General features: G+C 42.1%; 19 protein-coding genes and 3 pseudogenes. 5 read left to right on the forward strand and 17 right to left on the reverse strand.

Features of this window, described 5'->3' with window-relative positions; genetic code table 11:
- Positions 1 to 243 precede the first annotated feature (243 nt).
- The 11 genes from ACESZG_RS02345 to ACESZG_RS02395 all read right to left on the reverse strand — a co-directional run bounded on the left by ACESZG_RS02345 (position 244) and on the right by ACESZG_RS02395 (position 14,583).
- A complete protein-coding gene (locus tag ACESZG_RS02345) occupies positions 244 to 1,959 on the reverse strand; it encodes an acetyl-CoA carboxylase carboxyltransferase subunit alpha (RefSeq protein WP_373217467.1) in 1,716 nt (571 codons plus the stop codon).
- A gap of 182 nt (positions 1,960 to 2,141) precedes the next feature.
- A complete protein-coding gene (locus ACESZG_RS02350; RefSeq protein WP_118633048.1) occupies positions 2,142 to 3,488 on the reverse strand; it encodes an acetyl-CoA carboxylase biotin carboxylase subunit in 1,347 nt (448 codons plus the stop codon).
- A 3-nt stretch (positions 3,489 to 3,491) separates the two neighbouring features.
- Positions 3,492 to 3,923: a 3-hydroxyacyl-ACP dehydratase FabZ gene (fabZ, locus tag ACESZG_RS02355; protein ID WP_008704118.1), complete on the reverse strand. Its 432-nt coding sequence runs from the start codon at positions 3,921 to 3,923 to the stop codon at positions 3,492 to 3,494.
- Between the two features lie 19 nt (positions 3,924 to 3,942).
- The gene (accB, locus tag ACESZG_RS02360; RefSeq protein ID WP_118592870.1) at positions 3,943 to 4,404 is read right to left on the reverse strand and encodes an acetyl-CoA carboxylase biotin carboxyl carrier protein; all 462 of its coding nucleotides are present in this window, start codon (positions 4,402 to 4,404) and stop codon (positions 3,943 to 3,945) included.
- Between the two features lie 87 nt (positions 4,405 to 4,491).
- Positions 4,492 to 5,727, reverse strand: coding sequence for a beta-ketoacyl-ACP synthase II (gene fabF, locus ACESZG_RS02365; protein WP_026649079.1), 1,236 nt, complete (start codon positions 5,725 to 5,727; stop codon positions 4,492 to 4,494).
- Between the two features lie 14 nt (positions 5,728 to 5,741).
- Complete coding sequence (gene fabG, locus ACESZG_RS02370) at positions 5,742 to 6,482, reverse strand: 3-oxoacyl-[acyl-carrier-protein] reductase (RefSeq protein ID WP_008704121.1); 741 nt, start codon at positions 6,480 to 6,482, stop codon at positions 5,742 to 5,744.
- A 1-nt stretch (position 6,483) separates the two neighbouring features.
- Positions 6,484 to 7,404: an ACP S-malonyltransferase gene (gene fabD / locus ACESZG_RS02375; protein ID WP_022381155.1), complete on the reverse strand. Its 921-nt coding sequence runs from the start codon at positions 7,402 to 7,404 to the stop codon at positions 6,484 to 6,486.
- Between the two features lie 166 nt (positions 7,405 to 7,570).
- On the reverse strand, positions 7,571 to 7,804 hold the full coding sequence (acpP, locus tag ACESZG_RS02380; RefSeq protein WP_008704123.1) for an acyl carrier protein: 234 nt from the start codon (positions 7,802 to 7,804) through the stop codon (positions 7,571 to 7,573).
- Positions 7,805 to 8,053: 249 nt separating this feature from the next.
- Positions 8,054 to 9,250 carry an FtsW/RodA/SpoVE family cell cycle protein gene (locus tag ACESZG_RS02385; RefSeq protein ID WP_008704125.1) on the reverse strand — a complete coding sequence of 399 codons (1,197 nt, stop codon included), beginning with the start codon at positions 9,248 to 9,250 and terminating at the stop codon, positions 8,054 to 8,056.
- Positions 9,251 to 9,419: 169 nt separating this feature from the next.
- Entirely contained in the window at positions 9,420 to 12,434 is a 3,015-nt protein-coding gene (locus tag ACESZG_RS02390; RefSeq protein ID WP_195280277.1) for a hypothetical protein, read from the reverse strand.
- A gap of 58 nt (positions 12,435 to 12,492) precedes the next feature.
- Positions 12,493 to 14,583 carry an RND family transporter gene (locus tag ACESZG_RS02395; protein WP_022381013.1) on the reverse strand — a complete coding sequence of 697 codons (2,091 nt, stop codon included), beginning with the start codon at positions 14,581 to 14,583 and terminating at the stop codon, positions 12,493 to 12,495.
- Positions 14,584 to 14,920: 337 nt separating this feature from the next.
- Here ACESZG_RS02395 and ACESZG_RS02400 point away from each other — a divergent pair, with 337 nt between their 5' ends.
- Positions 14,921 to 15,580: a TetR/AcrR family transcriptional regulator gene (locus ACESZG_RS02400; protein ID WP_368210319.1), complete on the forward strand. Its 660-nt coding sequence runs from the start codon at positions 14,921 to 14,923 to the stop codon at positions 15,578 to 15,580.
- On the opposite strand, the pseudogene ACESZG_RS02405 reads toward ACESZG_RS02400, so the two are convergent.
- Positions 15,525 to 15,779, reverse strand: a pseudogene (locus tag ACESZG_RS02405) (DUF6783 domain-containing protein). The gene ACESZG_RS02400 and the pseudogene ACESZG_RS02405 sit on opposite strands and share 56 nt — an antisense overlap.
- Here ACESZG_RS02405 and ACESZG_RS02410 point away from each other — a divergent pair.
- Positions 15,741 to 15,860 (forward strand): annotated as a pseudogene (locus ACESZG_RS02410) (DUF6783 domain-containing protein); the annotation flags it as partial. The pseudogenes ACESZG_RS02405 and ACESZG_RS02410 sit on opposite strands and share 39 nt — an antisense overlap.
- On the opposite strand, the gene ACESZG_RS02415 reads toward ACESZG_RS02410, so the two are convergent.
- The gene (locus ACESZG_RS02415; protein WP_022381011.1) at positions 15,848 to 16,648 is read right to left on the reverse strand and encodes an MBL fold metallo-hydrolase; all 801 of its coding nucleotides are present in this window, start codon (positions 16,646 to 16,648) and stop codon (positions 15,848 to 15,850) included. The pseudogene ACESZG_RS02410 and the gene ACESZG_RS02415 sit on opposite strands and share 13 nt — an antisense overlap.
- 290 nt (positions 16,649 to 16,938) lie before the next feature.
- On the opposite strand from ACESZG_RS02415, the gene ACESZG_RS02420 reads away from it, so the two are divergent.
- From ACESZG_RS02420 to ACESZG_RS02430, 3 genes and pseudogenes are all read left to right on the forward strand, one after another.
- Entirely contained in the window at positions 16,939 to 17,262 is a 324-nt protein-coding gene (locus tag ACESZG_RS02420; protein WP_049946897.1) for a spore coat associated protein CotJA, read from the forward strand.
- Positions 17,259 to 17,534 (forward strand): spore coat protein CotJB, encoded by a 276-nt coding sequence (locus ACESZG_RS02425; protein ID WP_008704137.1) that lies wholly within the window; start codon positions 17,259 to 17,261, stop codon positions 17,532 to 17,534. The genes ACESZG_RS02420 and ACESZG_RS02425 overlap by 4 nt, the downstream gene beginning before the upstream one ends.
- 3 nt (positions 17,535 to 17,537) lie before the next feature.
- Positions 17,538 to 17,633 (forward strand): annotated as a pseudogene (locus ACESZG_RS02430) (manganese catalase family protein); the annotation flags it as partial.
- A gap of 103 nt (positions 17,634 to 17,736) precedes the next feature.
- On the opposite strand, the gene ACESZG_RS02435 reads toward ACESZG_RS02430, so the two are convergent.
- The 4 genes from ACESZG_RS02435 to ACESZG_RS02450 all read right to left on the reverse strand — a co-directional run bounded on the left by ACESZG_RS02435 (position 17,737) and on the right by ACESZG_RS02450 (position 20,080).
- A complete protein-coding gene (locus ACESZG_RS02435; RefSeq protein ID WP_347048788.1) occupies positions 17,737 to 19,170 on the reverse strand; it encodes a GH25 family lysozyme in 1,434 nt (477 codons plus the stop codon).
- 44 nt (positions 19,171 to 19,214) lie between these two features.
- Positions 19,215 to 19,508: a phage holin family protein gene (locus ACESZG_RS02440; protein WP_182437489.1), complete on the reverse strand. Its 294-nt coding sequence runs from the start codon at positions 19,506 to 19,508 to the stop codon at positions 19,215 to 19,217.
- 73 nt (positions 19,509 to 19,581) lie between these two features.
- Entirely contained in the window at positions 19,582 to 19,737 is a 156-nt protein-coding gene (locus ACESZG_RS02445; RefSeq protein ID WP_020994078.1) for a hypothetical protein, read from the reverse strand.
- Positions 19,738 to 19,846: 109 nt separating this feature from the next.
- On the reverse strand, positions 19,847 to 20,080 hold the full coding sequence (locus ACESZG_RS02450; protein ID WP_118669868.1) for a DUF739 family protein: 234 nt from the start codon (positions 20,078 to 20,080) through the stop codon (positions 19,847 to 19,849).
- Positions 20,081 to 20,096 lie beyond the last annotated feature (16 nt).

Below are 20,096 nucleotides of genomic sequence, written 5' to 3' on the forward strand. Positions count from 1 at the left end.
ACAAAACAGCGCAGAAAAATATTTTATTTGGAGTGCATTTGCAGGGGTCTTAGATATTCTTAGTTCTCAGAAATCTGCGTTATGAGCCGGCTGCATCACTGTCTGAGCGAAGTTTGCAACGGAGCGAGTTTGACAAGACGGCTCATGCCTTTAGCAGATTTCTGAGAGCTTAGAATATCTTAGACCCCGAAACCGCACTCCAAATAAAATATTTTTCTGCGCGTCCCTTTTGCCATTCACACGCTACATCTTACGAAACCTCTCATACCGTTCCTGTGCGATCTGTTCCCCACTTTTACCAGCTTGTTTCTCCAGGAACTGCTTCATTCTGATCTTCATATATTCTGCAATTTCCGGCAAATTCTCCTCACTTGCAGGATATTCCTCCGGTATGATCCGTTCAATGATTCCCAGTTCTTTCAGATGAGCCGCCGTTACTTTCATGACCTCCGCAGCTTCCGGTGCCTTTCTGCTGTCTTTCCAGAGAATGGATGCAAAGCCTTCCGGTGAAAGGATGGTGTAAGTTGCATTTTCCATCATCCAGACTTCATTGCCGACTGCAAGTGCAAGTGCACCGCCACTGCCGCCTTCACCAATTACAACCGAAAGAACCGGCACCTTCAAATCGGACATTTCCAGAAGATTCCTTGCAATGGCTTCGCCCTGTCCCCGTTCTTCTGCTTCCAGTCCACAGAATGCCCCCGGAGTGTCTACAAATGCAATGACTGCACGTCCGAATTTCTCTGCCTGTTTCATCAGTCGAAGAGCCTTTTTGTACCCTTCCGGTGATGGCATTCCGAAGTTACATCTGATGTTTTCTTTTGTAGTATGCCCTTTACGGATTCCGATTACTGTAACGGGCTGTCCGTCCAGTGTAGCAATGCCGCCGATGATGGCATTGTCGTCTCTGACACCTCTGTCACCATGAAATTCCATGAAATCATCAAAAATGGCATCAATATATTCCGCTGCTGACGGACGGTCACTGCTTCTGGCAATCTGGACTCTGTCCCAGGCTGTGAGATTTTTTTGTTTCTTCTGCTTTTTCTTTTTGCCAAAAGTATCGAAAGATCTGGCAGATGTTTCCTGTGGAAATTCTCCGTAACATTTTCTGGTATCATGCAGTTTCAGGATCAGCGAAAGAACATCCCGCATAGAGCCTCGTTCAACAATTCCGTCGAGAAATCCATGTTCCAGAAGAAATTCCGGTCTCTGGAAACCCTCCGGCAGTTTCTGACCTATAGTCTGTTCAATGACTCTCGGGCCGGCAAATCCGATCAGTGAGCCTGGCTCTGCAAGGATAATATCTCCAAGCATGGCAAAGCTTGCTGTAACGCCACCGGTAGTCGGGTCTGTCAGCACAGATGTGTAGAGAAGCCCTGCCTGGGAATGACGTTTAATAGCTGCGGAGGTTTTTGCCATCTGCATCAGTGATACGATTCCTTCCTGCATTCTGGCACCGCCGGAGCAACAGAACAAAATGACCGGAAGTCCCTGTTTTGTTGCTTCTTCAAATGAGCGGGTGATCTTTTCTCCCACCACATATCCCATGGAAGCCATGAGAAATCTGGTATCCATGGCTCCGATCACTGTACGGATTCCTCCGATGGTGGCTTCTCCGATGAGAATTGCCTCATCAAGGTGTGTTTTTTCTCTCAGATCCTCAATTTTCTGCGGATAATCCGGATAGTCCAGTGGATTGCTGTTGTCAATTCCTGTGAACCACTCTTTAAAACTTCCTTTATCTGCGATCATTTTGATCCGGCGTTTCGCACTGATTCTGAAATATCCTCCGCATTTCGGGCACACATAGGCGTTGGATATTACGTCTTCTCTGTAAACCATTTCTCCGCACTTTGGACATTTGATCCATAAGCCTTCAGGTACGGAAACAGATGCGGCCTGTTTATGCCGGTCTTCTGAAACTGTTTTCTTAAAAAATCTCTTCAAGTTTGCCATTAAAATCCTGCTCCTTTATGTAACCCAATTTGATGTTCTTTCAGACAACAAAATAACGTTAATAACTATTAATCAAACTAATTCTGTCAAAAATTATTTTATCGATTTGCTTATCAATTACCTTTCAATAATAAATATGTAATTTCTGCTGAACTATAAAATATATTTGCACCAGTTTTCTTTTACAGATCCGGATAATGCTGCGGAATGAAATCTGTGGTGATATTTCCTTCCTGAAAATCCGGCTGATTGAGAAGTTCATACAGAAAATCCACGTTAGTTTTTACTCCTTCGATGGCAACTTCTCCAAGTGCACTGATCATCTTTCGAATGGCACTGCGGCGGTCTTTGTCATAAACAATGATCTTGGCAATCATAGAATCATAGTAGGGCGGGATTGCGTAGTCATTATAAACTGCTGTATCCACGCGGATTCCGTTTCCACCGGGAAGATGTAAGTCAGTGATCTTACCAGGGCATGGCATGAAATGTCTCTCAGGATCCTCGGCATTGATTCTGCATTCCATGGCATGACCGCGGATTTCTATGTCTTTCTGTTGAACGCTTAACGGTTCACCTGCCGCAATGCAGACCTGCTCTTTGATCAGGTCTACACCAGACACAAATTCTGTTACCGGATGTTCTACCTGGATTCTGGTGTTCATTTCCATGAAATAAAATTCTCCGGACTGATCCAGAAGAAATTCTATGGTTCCTGCACTTTCATAGCCAGCTGCCTTTGCTGCCCGTACTGCTGTCTCACCCATTTTCTTTCTCAGATCATCAGAGATTGCGATACATGGAGACTCTTCGATCATTTTCTGGTGACGTCTCTGAACAGAGCAGTCTCGTTCTCCCAGATGAACTACATTTCCGTATTTATCCGCAAGAATCTGCACTTCAACATGTCTGGGATTCTCCACAAACCGTTCCAGATACATGGTATTATCGGAGAAGGAATGGACCGACTCCTGCTGTGCTGTCTCAAACAATTTGGCAAATTCCTGTTCATTTCCGGCTACACGCATTCCTTTTCCACCGCCGCCTGCTGATGCTTTGATCATGACCGGGAAACCGATTTCCTTTACAGCTTCCAAAGCCTGCTCTACTGTGTAGACCGGTTCCTTTGTGCCGGGCACTACCGGGACTTTAGCTTTCCGCATTGTGTTTTTCGCCTCAGATTTATTTCCCATTCTGGAAATTACTTCTGCGGAAGGACCAATAAATGCCACATTACATTTCTCACACATTTCCACAAAACGGCTGTTCTCTGAAAGAAATCCGAATCCCGGGTGGATTGCTTCTGCTTTTGTGGCAATGGTAGCACTTAAGATTCGCTCCATGTTCAGATAGCTGTCTGATGACTGTGCCTTTCCGATGCATACTGCTTCATCTGCAAGCTGGGTATGCAGGGCATCTCTGTCTGCTTCTGAGTATACGGCTACTGTGCGGATTCCCATCTCACGACATGCCCGGATGATCCTCACTGCAATCTCACCACGATTGGCGATCAAAATTTTATTAAACATCTGTTATGCTCCTACTGCAAAAGTCAGCTCTGCGATTACTGCTACCTTACCATCCTGGTTTGTTGCTTTTGCTTTTCCCACTCCCATGGGACCTTTTTCCTTAATGATCTCTACTTCGAGAGTAAGGGTATCTCCGGGAACTACCTTGTTCTTGAATTTTGCATTGTTGATTGATGCAAAATATGCGATCTTTCCTTTATTTTCCGGTTTACTCAGAATTGCAACTGCACCTGTCTGCGCAAGCGCTTCAACGATCAGAACTCCCGGCATAACCGGTTCCTGTGGGAAGTGTCCTGCGAAATGCGGCTCATTATAGGTAACACATTTCTTTCCTGTTGCCTTCACACCCGGCACCAGTTCTTCAATAGTATCAATCAGGAGGAACGGGTGTCTGTGGGGAATAATCTCCATGATTTCTTTTGTTGTAAGTTTCATAGTTTTTTACCTCCTTCTTCTATTCTATCACAAACATCGGCTGTCCGAACTCTACCATCTGCTCGTTTTCTACAAGGATTTCTTTTACTGTACCATCAAATTCTGATTCAATTTCGTTCATCAGCTTCATTGCTTCCACAATGCCAAGAATCTGACCTTTGCTTACTTTATCTCCTACTTTTACAAAGGGTGGATTTTCCGGAGAAGATGCTGCATAATAGGTACCTACAAGAGGAGATTTTACCACACTTCCTGTCTGTACTTCATCGTTAACAGCATTGACGGATTCTACATGTACAGCCTGCTGCACTACCGGCTGATACTGCTGAGCATCTGCCGGATCAGTATTGACTGCCATCTGCTGTACAATTGTTTTCTCTTTTGACATGGAAATATTTAAGGTATCGTCCTGCAGGTTAAATTCTGTGAGATCTGAATCGCTGACTGCGTGGATCAGTTCTAATATATTTGCCAGTTCCATTTATTTCCTCCTGCTGAAATAGCTATATTATAAGATCACTGTCGTATATTGTTTTCAAAATCACCATACCATTTATTATCTGCGTGATCAGTCTTCGTACTTTTTAATAAGTAAGGATGCGTTATGTCCGCCAAAGCCAAGAGAATTGGTAAGTGCATATTTGATATCCATCTTTACATTACCGTTTCCTACATAATCCAGGTCACACTGTTCATCCGGCACCTTATAACCAACAGTCTGATGGATCAGGCCTTCCTGAAGTTCTTTTACACAGGTGATCACTTCCACTGCACCGGCAGCTCCCAGAAGATGTCCTGTAATAGATTTTGTAGAATTTATTTTCATTTCTTTTGCGTGTTCACCAAATGTTTTCTTAATGGCAATTGTTTCAAATAAGTCATTATGATGTGTGCTTGTGCCATGTGCGTTTACATACCATACATCATCTGTGGAAATTCCTGCTTCTTTTACAGCCCATTCCATAGCTTTGGCAGCACCGGAACCGTCCTCTGCAGGGGATGTAATGTGATAAGCATCTCCTGTTGCACCATATCCGACAACCTCGCCAAGGATTTTCGCTCCACGTGCTTTGGCATGCTCCAGTTCTTCCAGAACTACCACGCCGGCACCCTCACCCATTACAAAACCGCTTCTTTCTTTGTCAAAAGGGATGGAACATCTCTCAGGATCTGTGGATGAGGTCAATGCTGTCAGGGCCGCAAAACCACCAAAGCCTGTTGGTGTGATAGCTGCTTCCGTTCCACCTGCAACCATAACATCTGCATCAGAGCACTGAATAGTACGGTATGCTTCTCCAATGCTGTGGGTTCCTGTTGCACAGGCAGTTACAACATTAATGTTCTTTCCGCGGAGTCCAAACTGAATGGAAACATTTCCGGATGCCATATTGGAGATCAGAAGAGGAATCATCAGAGGATTCAGTCTTCCTGGTCCCTTTGTGTTGAGAATTTCGCAGGATTTTTCTACCACCTGCATACTTCCGATACCGCTTCCCACGCTACAGCCTACACGGAAGGGATCTTCTTTTGTCATATCCAGTCCGGACTGCTCAATAGCTTCTTTTGCTGCTGCTACCGCATACTGGCTGAAAAGCTCCATACGTTTTGCAGATTTGAAATCCATATAATCCTTTGGATTAAAATTGTTGATTTCCGCAGCCATATGCGCTCTGTAATTTGTGGAATCAAAACGTGTTACTTCTGCAAAGTTTGTTTTTCCTTCTTTTACACTGTTCCAGAATTCTTCTACACTAAGGCCTACCGGAGTGATTGCTCCCATACCTGTAATTACAACTCTTCTCATTTTGTTCTCCTTATTTATACGTTCATACCGCCATCTACGCTGATGACCTGTCCTGTAATATAGTCTGCTTTGTCTGATGCCAGAAATACCGCTGTATTTGCAATATCCTCCGGTTTTCCGAAACGTCCCAGGATAATCTGCTTACATGCATTTTCCCTGATTTCTTCTGAGAGTACTTCTGTCATCTCTGTGTCTACAAATCCGGGTGCAATGGCATTTACCGTAATTCCCCGGCTGCCCAGCTCTCTTGCCATTGTTTTTGTCAGACCGATCACACCTGCTTTGGATGCAGCATAATTTGCCTGGCCCACATTTCCGAGGATTCCGGAAACAGAAGAAATATTGATGATCTTTCCACTTCTCTGTTTCAGCATCTGACGGGCACTGTGACGGATTGTATTAAATGTACCTTTCAGGTTTACATTAAGTACAGAATCGAAATCCTCTTCTTTCATTTTCATGATCAGACCATCTTTGGTAATTCCTGCATTATTAACCAGAATATCAAGGTGTCCGTATTCTTTAACTATATCTTTGATCATTGCTTCACAGGCTGCGAAATCACTGACATTGCATTTATATATGGAAGCTTTTCCACCGTTTTCTTCGATGGTCTGTTTTACTTCCTTCGCTCTCTCTTCAGAACCATTGTAATTGATAACCACCTCTGCACCTTCCTTTGCAAGAGCAATAGCAATGGCTCGTCCGATTCCACGTCCTGCACCTGTAATCAGGGCAATTTTATTTTTCAGCATTTTACAGACACTCCTTTCTCACTTCATCCAGATCTTCTGTTTTCTCAACATGTAATGCTTTTACATTTCTGTTGATCTTTTTGAGAAATCCTGTCAGAGTTTTTCCCGGTCCAATCTCAATAAAAGTATCTACACCATCATCAATCATCTGTTCTACACACTGCTGCCAGCGCACAGAGGATGAAACCTGGCTGACAAGCAATTCCTTTACCTGCTCCGGTCCTGTCACATACTGTGCAGTTACATTTGTCACATAAGGTACTGTAAATGACTGGATTTCTACCTTCTCAAGTTCCTGTCCCAGTTTTTCCCCTGCGCCTTTGAGAAGCTCACAGTGAAATGGGCCACTGACTTTAAGAGGAATCACACGTCTGGCGCCTGCTGCCTTTAATGCCTCCCCTGCTGCTGCAACTGCTGTCTCCTCGCCTGTGATCACAATCTGTCCCGGACAGTTATAATTTGCAATGGATACAATTCCCTGTGTCTCATTGCAGATTTTTTCAATCAGCTCTGCATCTGTTCCAAGAACAGCGGACATTGCACCACCTGTAGGATATGCCTCCTGCATAAAAATTCCTCTTTTTCGCACTACAGTAAATGCATCCTCTTCCTTCATAACACCGGAGGCCACCAGTGCTCCGTATTCTCCAAGGCTCAGTCCAGCATTTACCTGAGACCTGATTCCGGCTTCCTCTACAGCTCTTAAGATTGCGATTTCTGCTGTCAGCATGGCAATCTGTGTATATTCTGTAATATTTAATCTGTCATTTTCTTCAAAGCATAAAGCTTTCACATCAAGTCCGGATGCTTTTGATGCGCTTTCAAATACTTCGCGACTTACAGCATATTTTTCATAAAAATCTTTCGCCATTCCTGTATACTGTGCGCCCTGTCCCGGAAATACAAATGCAATTTTAGACATATCATTTTCCTTTCCTTTATTTTTATGTTTATATCAGATGATAACAATTTGTTTCTGATTGCAAATTATTTTAGTTTAAAATATTTTGATACTCAAATTATAATGTCAAAAAATTCTCCCCGAAGCCATCTCTGGCTCCAAGGAGTTATTTGTCATTTCTATATGATTAAGCCTCTACGCCTTTGTTTTTCAGATAATCCATAACAGCTCCGACTGTTGTTAAATCTGTAAGATCTTCAGCCGGGATCTCAATATTGTATTCATCTTCCAGAGCCATAACCAGCTCAAACAGGTCAAGTGAATCTGCGCCAAGATCATCCTTGAAAGAAGTTTCAGCAGTAATTCCTGCTGCATCACAATTTAACTGCTCTGCGATCATTTCACTCATTTTTTCTAACATAATTTTCTCTTCTCCTTTAATTCAAGCCCCGGAATGCTTCTCTTTTTCCTGCTCCGGTTATCACTTGTTTTTTATTATTTTTGTTAAGCAGATGATGATTCTGCTTTTTCTTGTTTTCAACCTTATCATCCGTCAGACCAGTAAATACGTCTCATTTATTCAGATTTGGTTTTATCGGGATTGATTACTTTGATGTTCAAAGTATATATTCTTCCCTCCTGTTTGTCAAGCACTATTTTATTACATTTTTTATTCCTCAAATTTAATCTGCCTTGCCACACTCAGCGCAAGTCCCATCTCTGCCATAAGGAATACGATCGACGTACCTCCATAACTGATAAACGGAAGAGTGACACCTGTATTCGGCATAAGGTTTACAACAACCGCAATATTAAGAATAACCTGCAATGCTATGTGAATAAAAATCCCACTGACCATAAGTGAGCCAAACATATCCGGTGCATTCTGTGCAATAACAAACAGCCTGTATAACAGATATGCATAAAGCATCAGCACGATAAGACCTCCAAAAATCCCCAGTTCTTCACAGATAATTGAAAAAATCATGTCATTCTGTGCCTCAGGTACACTTCCCAGCTTCTGAATACTGTTTCCAAGTCCTCTGCCAAAAAATCCTCCCGAGCCAATCGCATACAATGCCTGAATTGTCTGATACCCCCAACTGTCCGCATATTCTTCCGGATGAAGCCATACCATGATTCGTCTCAGACGAAAGCTTCCACTTCCATCAACACTCACTGTTGCATTCAGAAAAATGACTCCGATCACTGCCAGCGCAATAACAACACCTGCAATAATAATAAAAATCTTAATATCCGGGTGAGCCACAAAAATCAGTCCTGCAGTAATACAGAAAATAATAATTGCTGTACTCAGATTGTCCGTAAATACATATGCAGCCAGTGCCAGTCCGCCTCCCACAACAGCAAGAACCATACAGCCCTTTAAGGTATGGACTTTCTTTCCCATATGCACGATCATATATGGGAGGCAGACAATAACTGCTATCTTGGCAAGCTCTGCCGGCTGGAACTGAACCGGTCCAAGATTCAGCCATCTCTGGGCACCATGAGAAGACTGCCCCAGCGGTGTTTTTACCAGTGCCATCAACACCAGTGCCGCTACATACAAAGCTGTGCTAAAACGGTTCAGTATCCGATAATTGAGCCTGGAAATGATCAGTGCCATGATAATACATGCCACGCTGATGATGGCCTGTTTTTTAAAAAAATACATGTCGCTTCCGTAATTTATCTGAGCCATATAGGAGCTTGTACTGTACAGCATGATAAGCCCAAAACAGGTCAGCAGTACAATAACTGCTACCAGACTGTAATCATAATAATCTGTTTTTGTTTTTCGACGCGCCCTGCTCTTGGAAGATGCTGTTGAATACGACTTTTTTTGTGATTTTGTATTTTCCATTTAATCACCTGATGCTTTCTTGTTTTCTAAAATTCCCATCTGACTTTTTTATTATAACAGAAAGCTTTTTCATAAGCAATGGGGCAGTTGCCTGATTGCATCCGCCCCATTTTAGTTAAGTCTGGCTGTTCATCTTTCCCTTATTCTGTATGTCTCAGGTTTATGATATCTATTTCTCATCATCACTGATTTCAATCGGGTCAGATTCGAAAATAAATTTAACATTTCCGTCCATATCGCCGGATCTGTCTGTGAATGTTGTGTACATTACATCGTCAGACTGGATTACCTCAAATCTGTCAAGAATATCCTGAAGATCTCCGTTTACTGTATCATCCAGTTTCTTAATACCTTCTTTATAGAATTTCTTCTGTCCTTTGTTCAGTTCTTTTGCTCCGTCATTCAGATCGCTGATACCATCTTTAAGCTGATCACTGCCATCAGAAAGCTTATCTGCACCATCCATTAACGTCTGAGTGCCGGATACAAGGCTGCCTGTTCCTGATGCAAGGGTCTGTGCTCCGGATACAAGTGTCTGGGTTCCTGATGCAAGCTTAGATGCTCCGCTGTTTAATGTAGAACTGTTCGAAGAAAGCTGATCTGCTCCGCTGTACAGTGTTCCACTGTTAGATGCCAGCGTTTCCACGCCACTTGTAATCTGACCTGTTGCAGAATTGATCTGAGACATACCACTGGTCAGGCTCTTTCTTGCGCTCTTAAGAGTCTTGGCTCCTTTTAACAGTGTCTGTGCATTAACATTATTTTCGCCCTGAAGCTGTGCAATTCCATCTGTCAGTGTCTTTCCGGAACTAAGCAGTGTATCTGCGCCGGAAATCATCTGTTCTGTGCTTGCTTTTGCAAGGCTTTCATATCCACTCTGGAGAGATTTATTTGCAGTAGTCAGCTGATCAGAGCCTGCTTTCAGCTGATCGATTCCCTGCAGCATTTCCGGAAGCTGCTGTCCAAGTCCGGTAAATAATGTACTCATCTGATTTACTACTGTAGCAATCTGGGTTCCTGACTGAGCAAGCTGGGTTCCACTTGCTTTTAATGTGCCATCATTAGAAGTAAGCTCTTTTGCACCTGCATTTAACTGTGATACAGTTTCCTGCACTGTCTTCATTCCCTGAGTTAATGCCTGTAATTGCTGTTTCATCTGTTCAATACTGCTGTTGACTGCCTCTTCCTGTGCATCTGCTGTTGATTCTGCACTGGACGCAGATGCCCTTAAAGCGTCTGCTGCTGACTGTAATGCTGACGTATCAGGTGCGGAGGCTGTAATTGTGGATGTATCAATATTAGATGCACTGTCCTCAGCTGCCTGAATAGAACCTAACGCACCATCAATCGCAGCTTCTACAGCAGCTGCTGTTTCATCATCCATATTGCTGGTATCAATATTATACAAAGCAGATTCTGCTGCTTCTAGCTGACTGCTGACTGCTGCAACTCCTGCATCTACAGAAGATGCATCTACAGAAGCCTCTGCGGAATCACTGATCCAGGATTCAATTGCATCTGCCTGACTGTTCATGGTTTCAGCACTGTCATTTAACTGTCCGGACATTGCATTTGCACTTTCTTCTATTTCTGAAGCTGTGGAAGCTCCCATGTTTTCAAGTGAGCTCTCAAGCTGGCTCAGTCCTGATGCAAGCTGTTCTACACTTTCAATATACTGGCCAACTGCAGAAGTGTAATCAGAAACGCCTGTTGTATAAGCCGTCATGCTGTCACTGAAATTAGCAATCTGATTTGCATCGATTTTAGATGAAAGAGCTGTCATTTTTTCTACAGCAGTCTGGATTCCATTTACAGCAGTATCAATTCCCGGAACAACCTGACCAATTCCATTCACTAAGCTCTTGATACCACCAGCATACTGACCCACACCGCCTGCAAGCTGATTAACTCCTGCAATATACTGCTGCATTCCGTCTGTCAGAGTAGTTGTTCCTGTTACATAGCTCTGCACACCGCCTGCAAGCTGATTGCCGCCTGCAACATATGCATTTACACCATCGGAAAGAGATTTCATCCCTGCCTCATAGTCCGCCATCTTGCTGTCCAGCGTATCTACTCCTGCTGTATATTGTTTGATTCCATCTGAAAGTGTGTCTGCCCCTGCTGTATAAGAGGAAACACCACTGTTTAAAGTCTGTGCCCCTGTATTCAGTGTCTGTGCTCCGCTGCTTAATTCCTTTGCTCCGTCATCCAGTTCTTTTGCTCCGTCATTCAGATCACTGACACCACTTTTCAGAGTTCCGATTCCATCATAAAATTCTTTATATTTGTCATTGAGTTTATTAGTTCCATCATAAAGATCTTTGGTTCCGTCTACCAGTTTTACTGCTGCATCCGTCAGATCTTTCATTGAATCCTTCAGCTCATCCAGTCCATCCACATCATCCAGATCAATATCTTTGAAAATATCTGTAAGTGCTACGGTAAATGTAGAATTCATCTCACAGTCTGTAACATCTGCTTCCACTGTAAATCCTTCAGGGATATTCACTTCATCTGCAATATCAGAAGACATATCCAGACTTTCTTTCATTCCCGGCATACCAAAACCGACAACAACATTTCTGCTTCCGTCAGAAATAACCTTACCGTTATCTACTGTAATATTGGAGAAATTATCTGTAGAAAGGATCATTCCTGTCACCATAACAAAGGGTGAATAAATATCAGTCTTTTTGCCATTCACTGTTTTGGTTGTTTTAGAAGTATTTGCATATGTCACTTCCATTTTCAGATGTCCTGTCTTTCCTGCCAGAGCTTCCGGAGAAACCTCAGTTCCATCCATATAATATTTAATTCCTACGGAAACCGGGAGATTTTTCTCTGTCTTTCCCTGATAATAAATATCCTTTCCATCAGTACTCCAGGTCAGATCATTTCCGTTCTGAGTAAATGTTTCATCACCTTTTACGTTTTTTATATCCTGAAGATCAGAGGCATCTTTCACCTCAGAATTGGAACTGTCTCCGGAATTTTTCAGCCAGTCAGATACTGTGACATCCGTTACTTCTCCTCCGGCAGTTGTATTTACATAAACGGTTTCTTCTTTCTGCAATCCATTATCACCTGTTGAAGCAGCTGCCATTACAGTACCTGCTCCGAGAACTACAGCCATTCCTGCTGCAAGCGTTGCTGCAGCTGCTTTCTTTCTGTTTCTGTTCATAATAACTTACTCCTTTATTCTATCTCTTTACAATAAGCTTCTTTTTAAAAATCCTGAATCACTGTTTCTTCTCTTTTGCCGGTTTCTTCTTGGCAAATCCAATAGATGTGTGGCAGATGAGAGAATCAAATATCATAAACATAGCCGGAAGTATAAACAATACCACCAGTGTACTGATCACAGCTCCACGTGAAAGCAGGTTTGTGATACTTCCAATCATATCTACCTGTGTATAAAGACCAACTCCGAAAGTTGCCGCAAAGAAGCTGCAGCCACTGATCACAATTGACTTCATGGAAGTTTTATGTGCGATGGCAATGGATTCTTTCTTACTCTTTCCAAGACCACGTTCTTTCTGGTATCTGCTGGTCATAAGGATTGCATAGTCAACAGTAGCTCCCAGCTGGATACAACCGATAACAATGCTTGCTACGAACACCACTTCCTTTCCCTGATAATAAGGAACGGACATATTGACAAAAATCGCAAACTCAATAACTGCAACCAGAATAAACGGAAGCGAAATGGATTTAAACACAACCATGATAATAATGAAAATTGCCAGGATAGAGATAGTATTTACAGTCTTTAAATCCACATCCGTAACATCCTGAAGATCCTTGGTCAGAGGTGCTTCTCCGATTACCATAGATTCCGGACTGTATCCTTTTACAATCTTCTGGATCTCATCAATCTGATTGTTTACCTCGTCTGTGGCTGTTTTATATTTGGAGCAGATAAATTCCATCTCGTACTCATCGCTTTCCAGCATCTTCTTCAGATTACTTGGGATCATGGTATCCGGGAATGCCGCACCTACGAAAGAGTCCATTCCAAGTGCCCATTTTACACCATCAACATCCTTGATCTGGTCAAGCATTTCTGTTTTTTCTTTTGATGTCAGACCTTTCTTTAATAACACCATATGAACATTATTCATATCAAAGGTTTCCTGAAGTTTGGCATTTGCCACATTACTGTCCAGCGTGGAAGGAAGTGACTTGTCAATATTGTAGTAATTCTTCAGATTGTTATTTCCATGAATTGCCGGGAAAAGCATTACCAGAAAAATGATCAGCCATACTTTATAATGCTTTGTAATAAAAGCAGATGCCTTATCAAAGCTTGGAAGCAGCGGCTTATGTGTTGTTTTTTCAATGGCTCCGTCAAAAGTAAGCACCAGAGCAGGGAGCAAAGTAACACAACACAGAACACCGATAACAACTCCCTTGGCCATTACGATACCCATATCACGTCCAAGTGAGAAGGTCATAAAGCAAAGTGCGATAAATCCGGCTACTGTTGTAATAGAACTTCCGATTACAGATTTGAAGGTTGCATTGATGGCATGTGCCATAGCCCTCTCTTTATCACCCTCAAACCGCTTCTTATTCTCCTCATAACTGTTCAGCAGGAAAATGGAATAATCCATGGTAACACCAAGCTGCAGGACTGCTGTCAGTGCCTGAGTGATGTATGAAATCTGACCAAGAAAAATATTACTTCCAAGATTATACAAGACTGCAACACCAATGCAGAGCAAAAACAAAACCGGAACTACCAGAGAATCCATTGCAAGGAGCAACACTATCAGAGAAAGGCAGGAAGCAATCACAACGTAAATCGGCATTTCCTTAAGTGCGATCTGTTTGATATCAGTAACAATGCCTGTCATTCCACTGACAAAACAATTCTTTGAAGTAATCTTACGAATCTGCGTCACAGCTTCCATGGAAGTTTCTGATGATGTTGTATTATCAAACAACGCGATCATCATAGTTGCATCTCCGTTAAAAAATGCCTCTCTCAAATCCTTCGGAAGCATTTCTACAGGAACGGAAACATCCAGGACACTGTCATACCACAGTACTTTTTTCACGTGATCAACTGCTTCGATTTTCTCTTTCAGAGCAGCTACATCCTTCAGTTCCATATCCTCCACCACTATCATGGAAAAGGCTCCCATCCCAAACTGATCTACCATAATGTCCTGTCCATCAACTGTCTCAAGGGTATCCGGCAGATAACTCAGTACATCGTAGTTGATTCTGGTCGCCGCCATACCGAGATATGAAGGGATCAGCAATGCAATTCCGATGATAATGATCAGTATCTTGTGTTTTGCAATCCACTTTCCTACCTTAATCATCTTTTTCTCCTCTTCTTTCTTTATTATTGATACTGTTTGATCATTCTATGACTAACAGTCATTTTTTATTTCATGGAATGTTATATAACAAAAATGACTTTCAGTCAATAATCATTCTTCACAATTTGTCTAAATTTTTCCAGAACAAAAATGTAATATTGACTTCCAGTCATTTTTGTTTAAAATAGTAATTATATATGATCACAATATAATTACAAAGTAAGCTTATGTTGCTGTGAACAGTAAGACGCTTATTGCTTTTCGCAAACTCCGCAGCGGGACTTACCTGATTCGGTTAAAATGTTATGTATACAGTAGAGGAAGGAATGAATCTGAAATGGGAAAACTGGAGCTGAATAAAAAGAAGAAAAAAGATGCTCTTTTCAACACTGCCTTTGAACTTTTTACGACGAAGGGACTTACCAAAACTACAATTTCAGATATTGTAGATCAGGCCGGGGTTGCCAAGGGGACTTTTTACCTCTATTTTAAGGATAAATATGATATCCGGAATAAACTGGTTTCCCACAAGACCGGAGAATTGTTTTTCCGGGCCCATGAGGCTGTGCAGAATGCACATATCAGCGAATTTGACAGGCAGGTACATTTTATTATAGATTACATTCTTACTGAGTTGAATAAAGACCGTACTCTCCTGCTGTTTATTTCAAAGAATCTTGCCTGGGGTGTCTTCAAGGGTGCTTTTGAGGAAAAAATGCCTGACGACGAATATAATTTTTATCAGTCCTATCTGGATATGCTTGCTCAAAGCGGACTACATTATAAAAATCCGGAACTGATGCTCTTTACGATCATTGAGCTGGTAGGTTCCACCTGCTACAGCTGCATTCTGTATCAGCAGCCTGTGTCTCTGGCTGAGTACCGTCCTTATCTGCACAGGACTATTTCAGGAATTATGGAAACTTTTTTACAGGATCATACTACATGTGAAGTTTTGTCTTCCGACACCAAAACACATGTGGACCATACAGCATAATCACTATGGCAACCCTCATAAATGATACATTTAAAAAGATTGCTGTAAAAAAGGCAAACCTCCGGAGCCCAGATTTTTCATTCTGTATCCCGGAGCGTGTCTGAAAAATCATTCCCGCAATCTGCACGCCCCACTTTGCGGGATATTTCACCCGAATTCAGTTGCCGTAGCCCGCTACGGCGCCCTCATCCGGGCACAATATCCCACAAATTGTGACGCACATCTTGCAGAAAGCCTTTTTCAGACACACTCCGGAGGTTTGTCTTTTTATAATTTGTAGGTTTCCAGATCATCAGGGATCCAGAGATTTCCTTTATAATACTGTCTGCCTTCTTCTGTGTAGAGCTCCTTTCGTCTGGAAATATTTTTATCCTCTGTATGATACAGAATCAGATTCTCTGCTTCCAGTTTCTGTGCCAGCTCACAGGCATCCTTTACAGTAGAATGATGTTTCTCATATGGTTTGAATTTATCTGCCTGAGAGAACAGACAGAATGCTTCATGAAGAAGCCATGTGCTGTTTTGGGCATATTTCTGTTCACATTCATTATATGGCTCATCTCCACAACAGGTCAGCTTCTTTCCCTCTGCGTACTCCATGGAGAACCCAAACTGTTTTGCCTTTGTAGACAGAATATCAAAAAATGTCACCCTGTGTCCCAGAATCGTTCTATCTTCTCCGTCCTTTACTTCTTCCAGATGGACTTTGTCTCCGATAAATTTCGTTTCCTTTGGTGTGAGAAGCATCTCTGCCATCTGTTTCAGCAGGCTGATCACTTCATCATGTCCATAGATAGTCACTTCACCGCCAAACTGTCCTCTTGCCATTCCCTGACAATACATACGAAGCATCCAGATGATTCCAAGCAGATGATCGATGTGTTTATGTGTCACAAATATAGTGCTGATTTCTTTCCAGCTGATTCCTGCGTCCTCCAGCTGCTTCAGAATTGTATTTCCGCCACCTCCGTCTATCATAAAATATTCTTTATCTTTATTTAGCATAAAACAGGTGTTATAGCATTTCGTCACCTTTGCATTTCCGGTTCCCAATATTGTAAGTTTCATCTTTATGTACCTCCCGACTTTCTTTGGATGCTGACACTTAGCAGGCAGCAAATATTTCCTATATATAATAACATATTCGAAAGCAAAAAGAAATCTGCCTGTCAGACGATATGAATCTTCGTTATGTCTCGGGATTTTGGCATATTCATGCCAAAACACCTCGCGGGATAGTGGTATGTGAACAGTAACGAATCTTCACTATGGCAATGAAATTTCGACTTGTATGAGCACGGTTTTATGAGCATGACATAAAATATAATGTAAACAGTTTTCAGAGAAGGGAATTATATATGGAAAATTATCGGATGGGATGTTCCGGCAACCGCCCTTATAACCGTACCTGCGGTATGAATATGCCTCAGCCTTCAAATAGAAATATGAACAGTTCCGAATGCTCTGTCAGAAACACGACAGGCTGTAGCTGTACTATACCAGGTGTCAAAGAAAAAAAACATGAAATGTTTTCGCATCTTCAGTATCTGGAACCTGCAATGGCATATGTTCCCTGCCAGAAGTTTACAGAGAATTTCCCACTGCAGTATGCATTAAATGCAGGAACCATTTTCCCACAGTTATGCAAACCATTTTGTGGAAAGAGAGGTATTCGAAGATGAAAACAGATTGCTCCCAAAAACAGTTATTAAACCGTATCGATCAGGTCAGTTTCGCAGTCAATGATATGACTCTGTACCTTGACACACATCCCTGTGATGAAAAGGCTCTGACTTACTGTCACGAACTTGTGCAGGAACGAAAAAAGCTATTAAAAGAATACGCCGAAGCATATGGTCCCCTGATTATTGACATTACAGATCAGACCGGAGAATCCATCTGGAAATGGATGGAACAGCCATTCCCATGGGAAAAGGAAGGAGCGTGCAGATAATTTATGTGGAATTATGAAAAAAGGCTTCAATATCCGATCAATATCACACAACCCAATGCCAAAATTGCACAGTATATCATGAGCCAGTACGGTGGCCCATAGTGTAATACCCTATAATATATAAGAAGCAATGAAGCTGATACAATATCTTATGGGTAAGGGTACTCATTGTACCCATACTCTTTTTTTATTTATATTTACTTTAAATCGCAATTAAATCTTTCCAAGTAGCAGATCCGCAAATACCATCCACTTCCAGAACTTCTTTTCTGGATTCCTGATAAGCTTTCAGAGCGTAAATCGTGTTTGCATCTGCTGTCCATGTAAGTTTCAGGGCTTTGCCGTTTTTGCCTTTAAAGCCTCTGGCTCTTAATATTTCCTGTAAGAGAAGCACAGATGTATTTTTGTCTCCTGCTTTTACTGTCTCTGGGTTAAACATGTAGCTGCCTCCTTCTGGGTTTGTTGTCTTGTCTGTTTCATCTTTATCTGCAGATAAAACAATTGAATAGTCCGGTGTACAAAATTTTGTCCCCGGAAGATTACTGTTGTAATAGCTCTTCTGGCACACCCCGCCACCATTTGCCACGATACCGGATGCTCCGGAAGTATTTCCCTCAATCGTCCAGAATCTGTCTCCGGCTACTTTTGTTACAAAGCCGGTATGGGTAAAGGTACCGCCATGTTTAAAGATAACAACATCTCCAACTTTTGGATTGGCATTCTTTACAAATAAGACGCCTAAGGTTGGGCAGTATACATACGGCCAGTGTTTTAAGAGTTTCTTTGCATTATCCAGACCAAAAGCTTTCATGAAACACCAGGAGATAAACGCTGCGCACCAGGGCTGCCCCTGATAGGATGGTTTTATATCTCTCCAATATTTTGTATAGTTTGCTGATCCGGCATTTCCAGTCTTGCTGTCAAGCTGGCTGTTATTTTTCTTTTCCAGGTACCCGATCTCTTCTTCTGCAATTCCCAGAACTACGTTGATAGCTTCACTCTTTGTCATAACTGTGTTTTCCTTTTTTATATCTTTTGCTTCGTTATAATCTTTGTAAAATATATTTCTATCTACAGTTCCGCTGATGCCAGGTATCTTTGCTTTACTGGAATACTGCCAGCCCACACCAAAGTCCGGCCGGAGTCGTTCCTGTAAAGTACCGTTATCTAATGCCGGATAACGTGCGATCCAGAAATCATATTTTTTCAGATGGCTGCAGATTACATTCAGGTACCAATCCGCATTGCAATAAATACCAAATTTATATCCCGCTGCCGTGATAATCTTTTCGAATGCTTCTGCCAATTTATGGATCTGTTCAGCTCCAAGGCTTCTCTGATTATTCCATTCCAGATCCAGCCAGACCGGATGCTGCAGTTTTCGCCCGTTCAGAACTTCCACGACCTTCTTGGCTTCGCTCTGTATCTCTGCAACTGTCATAGCATAGGAATACTTATATGCCCCAACCGGGATATTGTATTTCCGGCATTCAGAGAAGTTCTGCTCAAAGTAGCTATCTATCACGTTTCCCGCTTCTGTAATCCGCAGGATTGCGAACCCCATGCCGTAATCAGCAACTGTTTTCCAGTCAATTTTCCCTTGCCAGGCAGATACATCAATTCCTCTTATTTCCATGTCCGTCTCCTTTCATAGAGCGAAAAGGGATGGTTTCTCATCCCTTATTCGTCTTTATTTGCCTGTTTTACAATCTGGTTCACGTATGTAGAAAGACCGGCAATCAGTATTCCCTGTGTAATCGCTGTAAAAATTACCATTGCAATATCCTGTCCGGTACCGCAGGTGCAGGTGGCAAACACATAGATCGCGCAGATTGCAATGCTGATTCCGCCAAGGATAAGCGGGATGTACTTATCCTTTACTGCCTGTGCCTGTTTGAGTGCCATTCCTACGAAATATAAGGCAATAGCTACTACGATGAGTTCCGGTTTTACATAGTTTGTGATCTGTTCCATAATCATTCTCCTTTTCTTTCCAGGTCTTCTATTCTATGATTCGCAACCTTAATATGTTCCTCCTTTCTCCGCCTTAACCGGCGGCTTTTCTTTCGTAATTCATATTCAGAAGAATTATATCCTGTCTCTGGATGAGCAGGCATTTGATTTCTTCTTCTGACATATCACTGGCTTTATGCTGAATTCCATTAATACGGATATTTCTTGTTACCAGTTTTAATTCTGACATCTTCCTCACCTCTTCTTTATGGTATGGGAAATGATATGTATGAGTTACTGTTTATACAAATTTAAGCAGTTTGTCGAACGACTTTCGTTGACTCTCCTCTCATATGCTCTTATCCTGTAAGTACAGAGTAGTGACCTACCCGAGTACATACGATCGGAATGTCCTCAATAGTAAGTTTCAACAACTGTATTGCTTTACAAATATCTATCTGCTTCCATGAACACATTCCATTCATCTTTGGTGACAATATGCGCTCCGACCATCCCATTGCACTTGCGAAGTTCGACTGAGTGTTAAAAATCTCCACGATTCTTCCTCGTAGCTTGTTATAATCGAATGCCAACTTGATACCTCCTTTC

Source organism: Blautia sp. Marseille-P2398 (genome assembly GCF_964240315.1).
In the GTDB taxonomy this organism is placed as follows: domain Bacteria; phylum Bacillota; class Clostridia; order Lachnospirales; family Lachnospiraceae; genus Blautia_A; species Blautia_A wexlerae.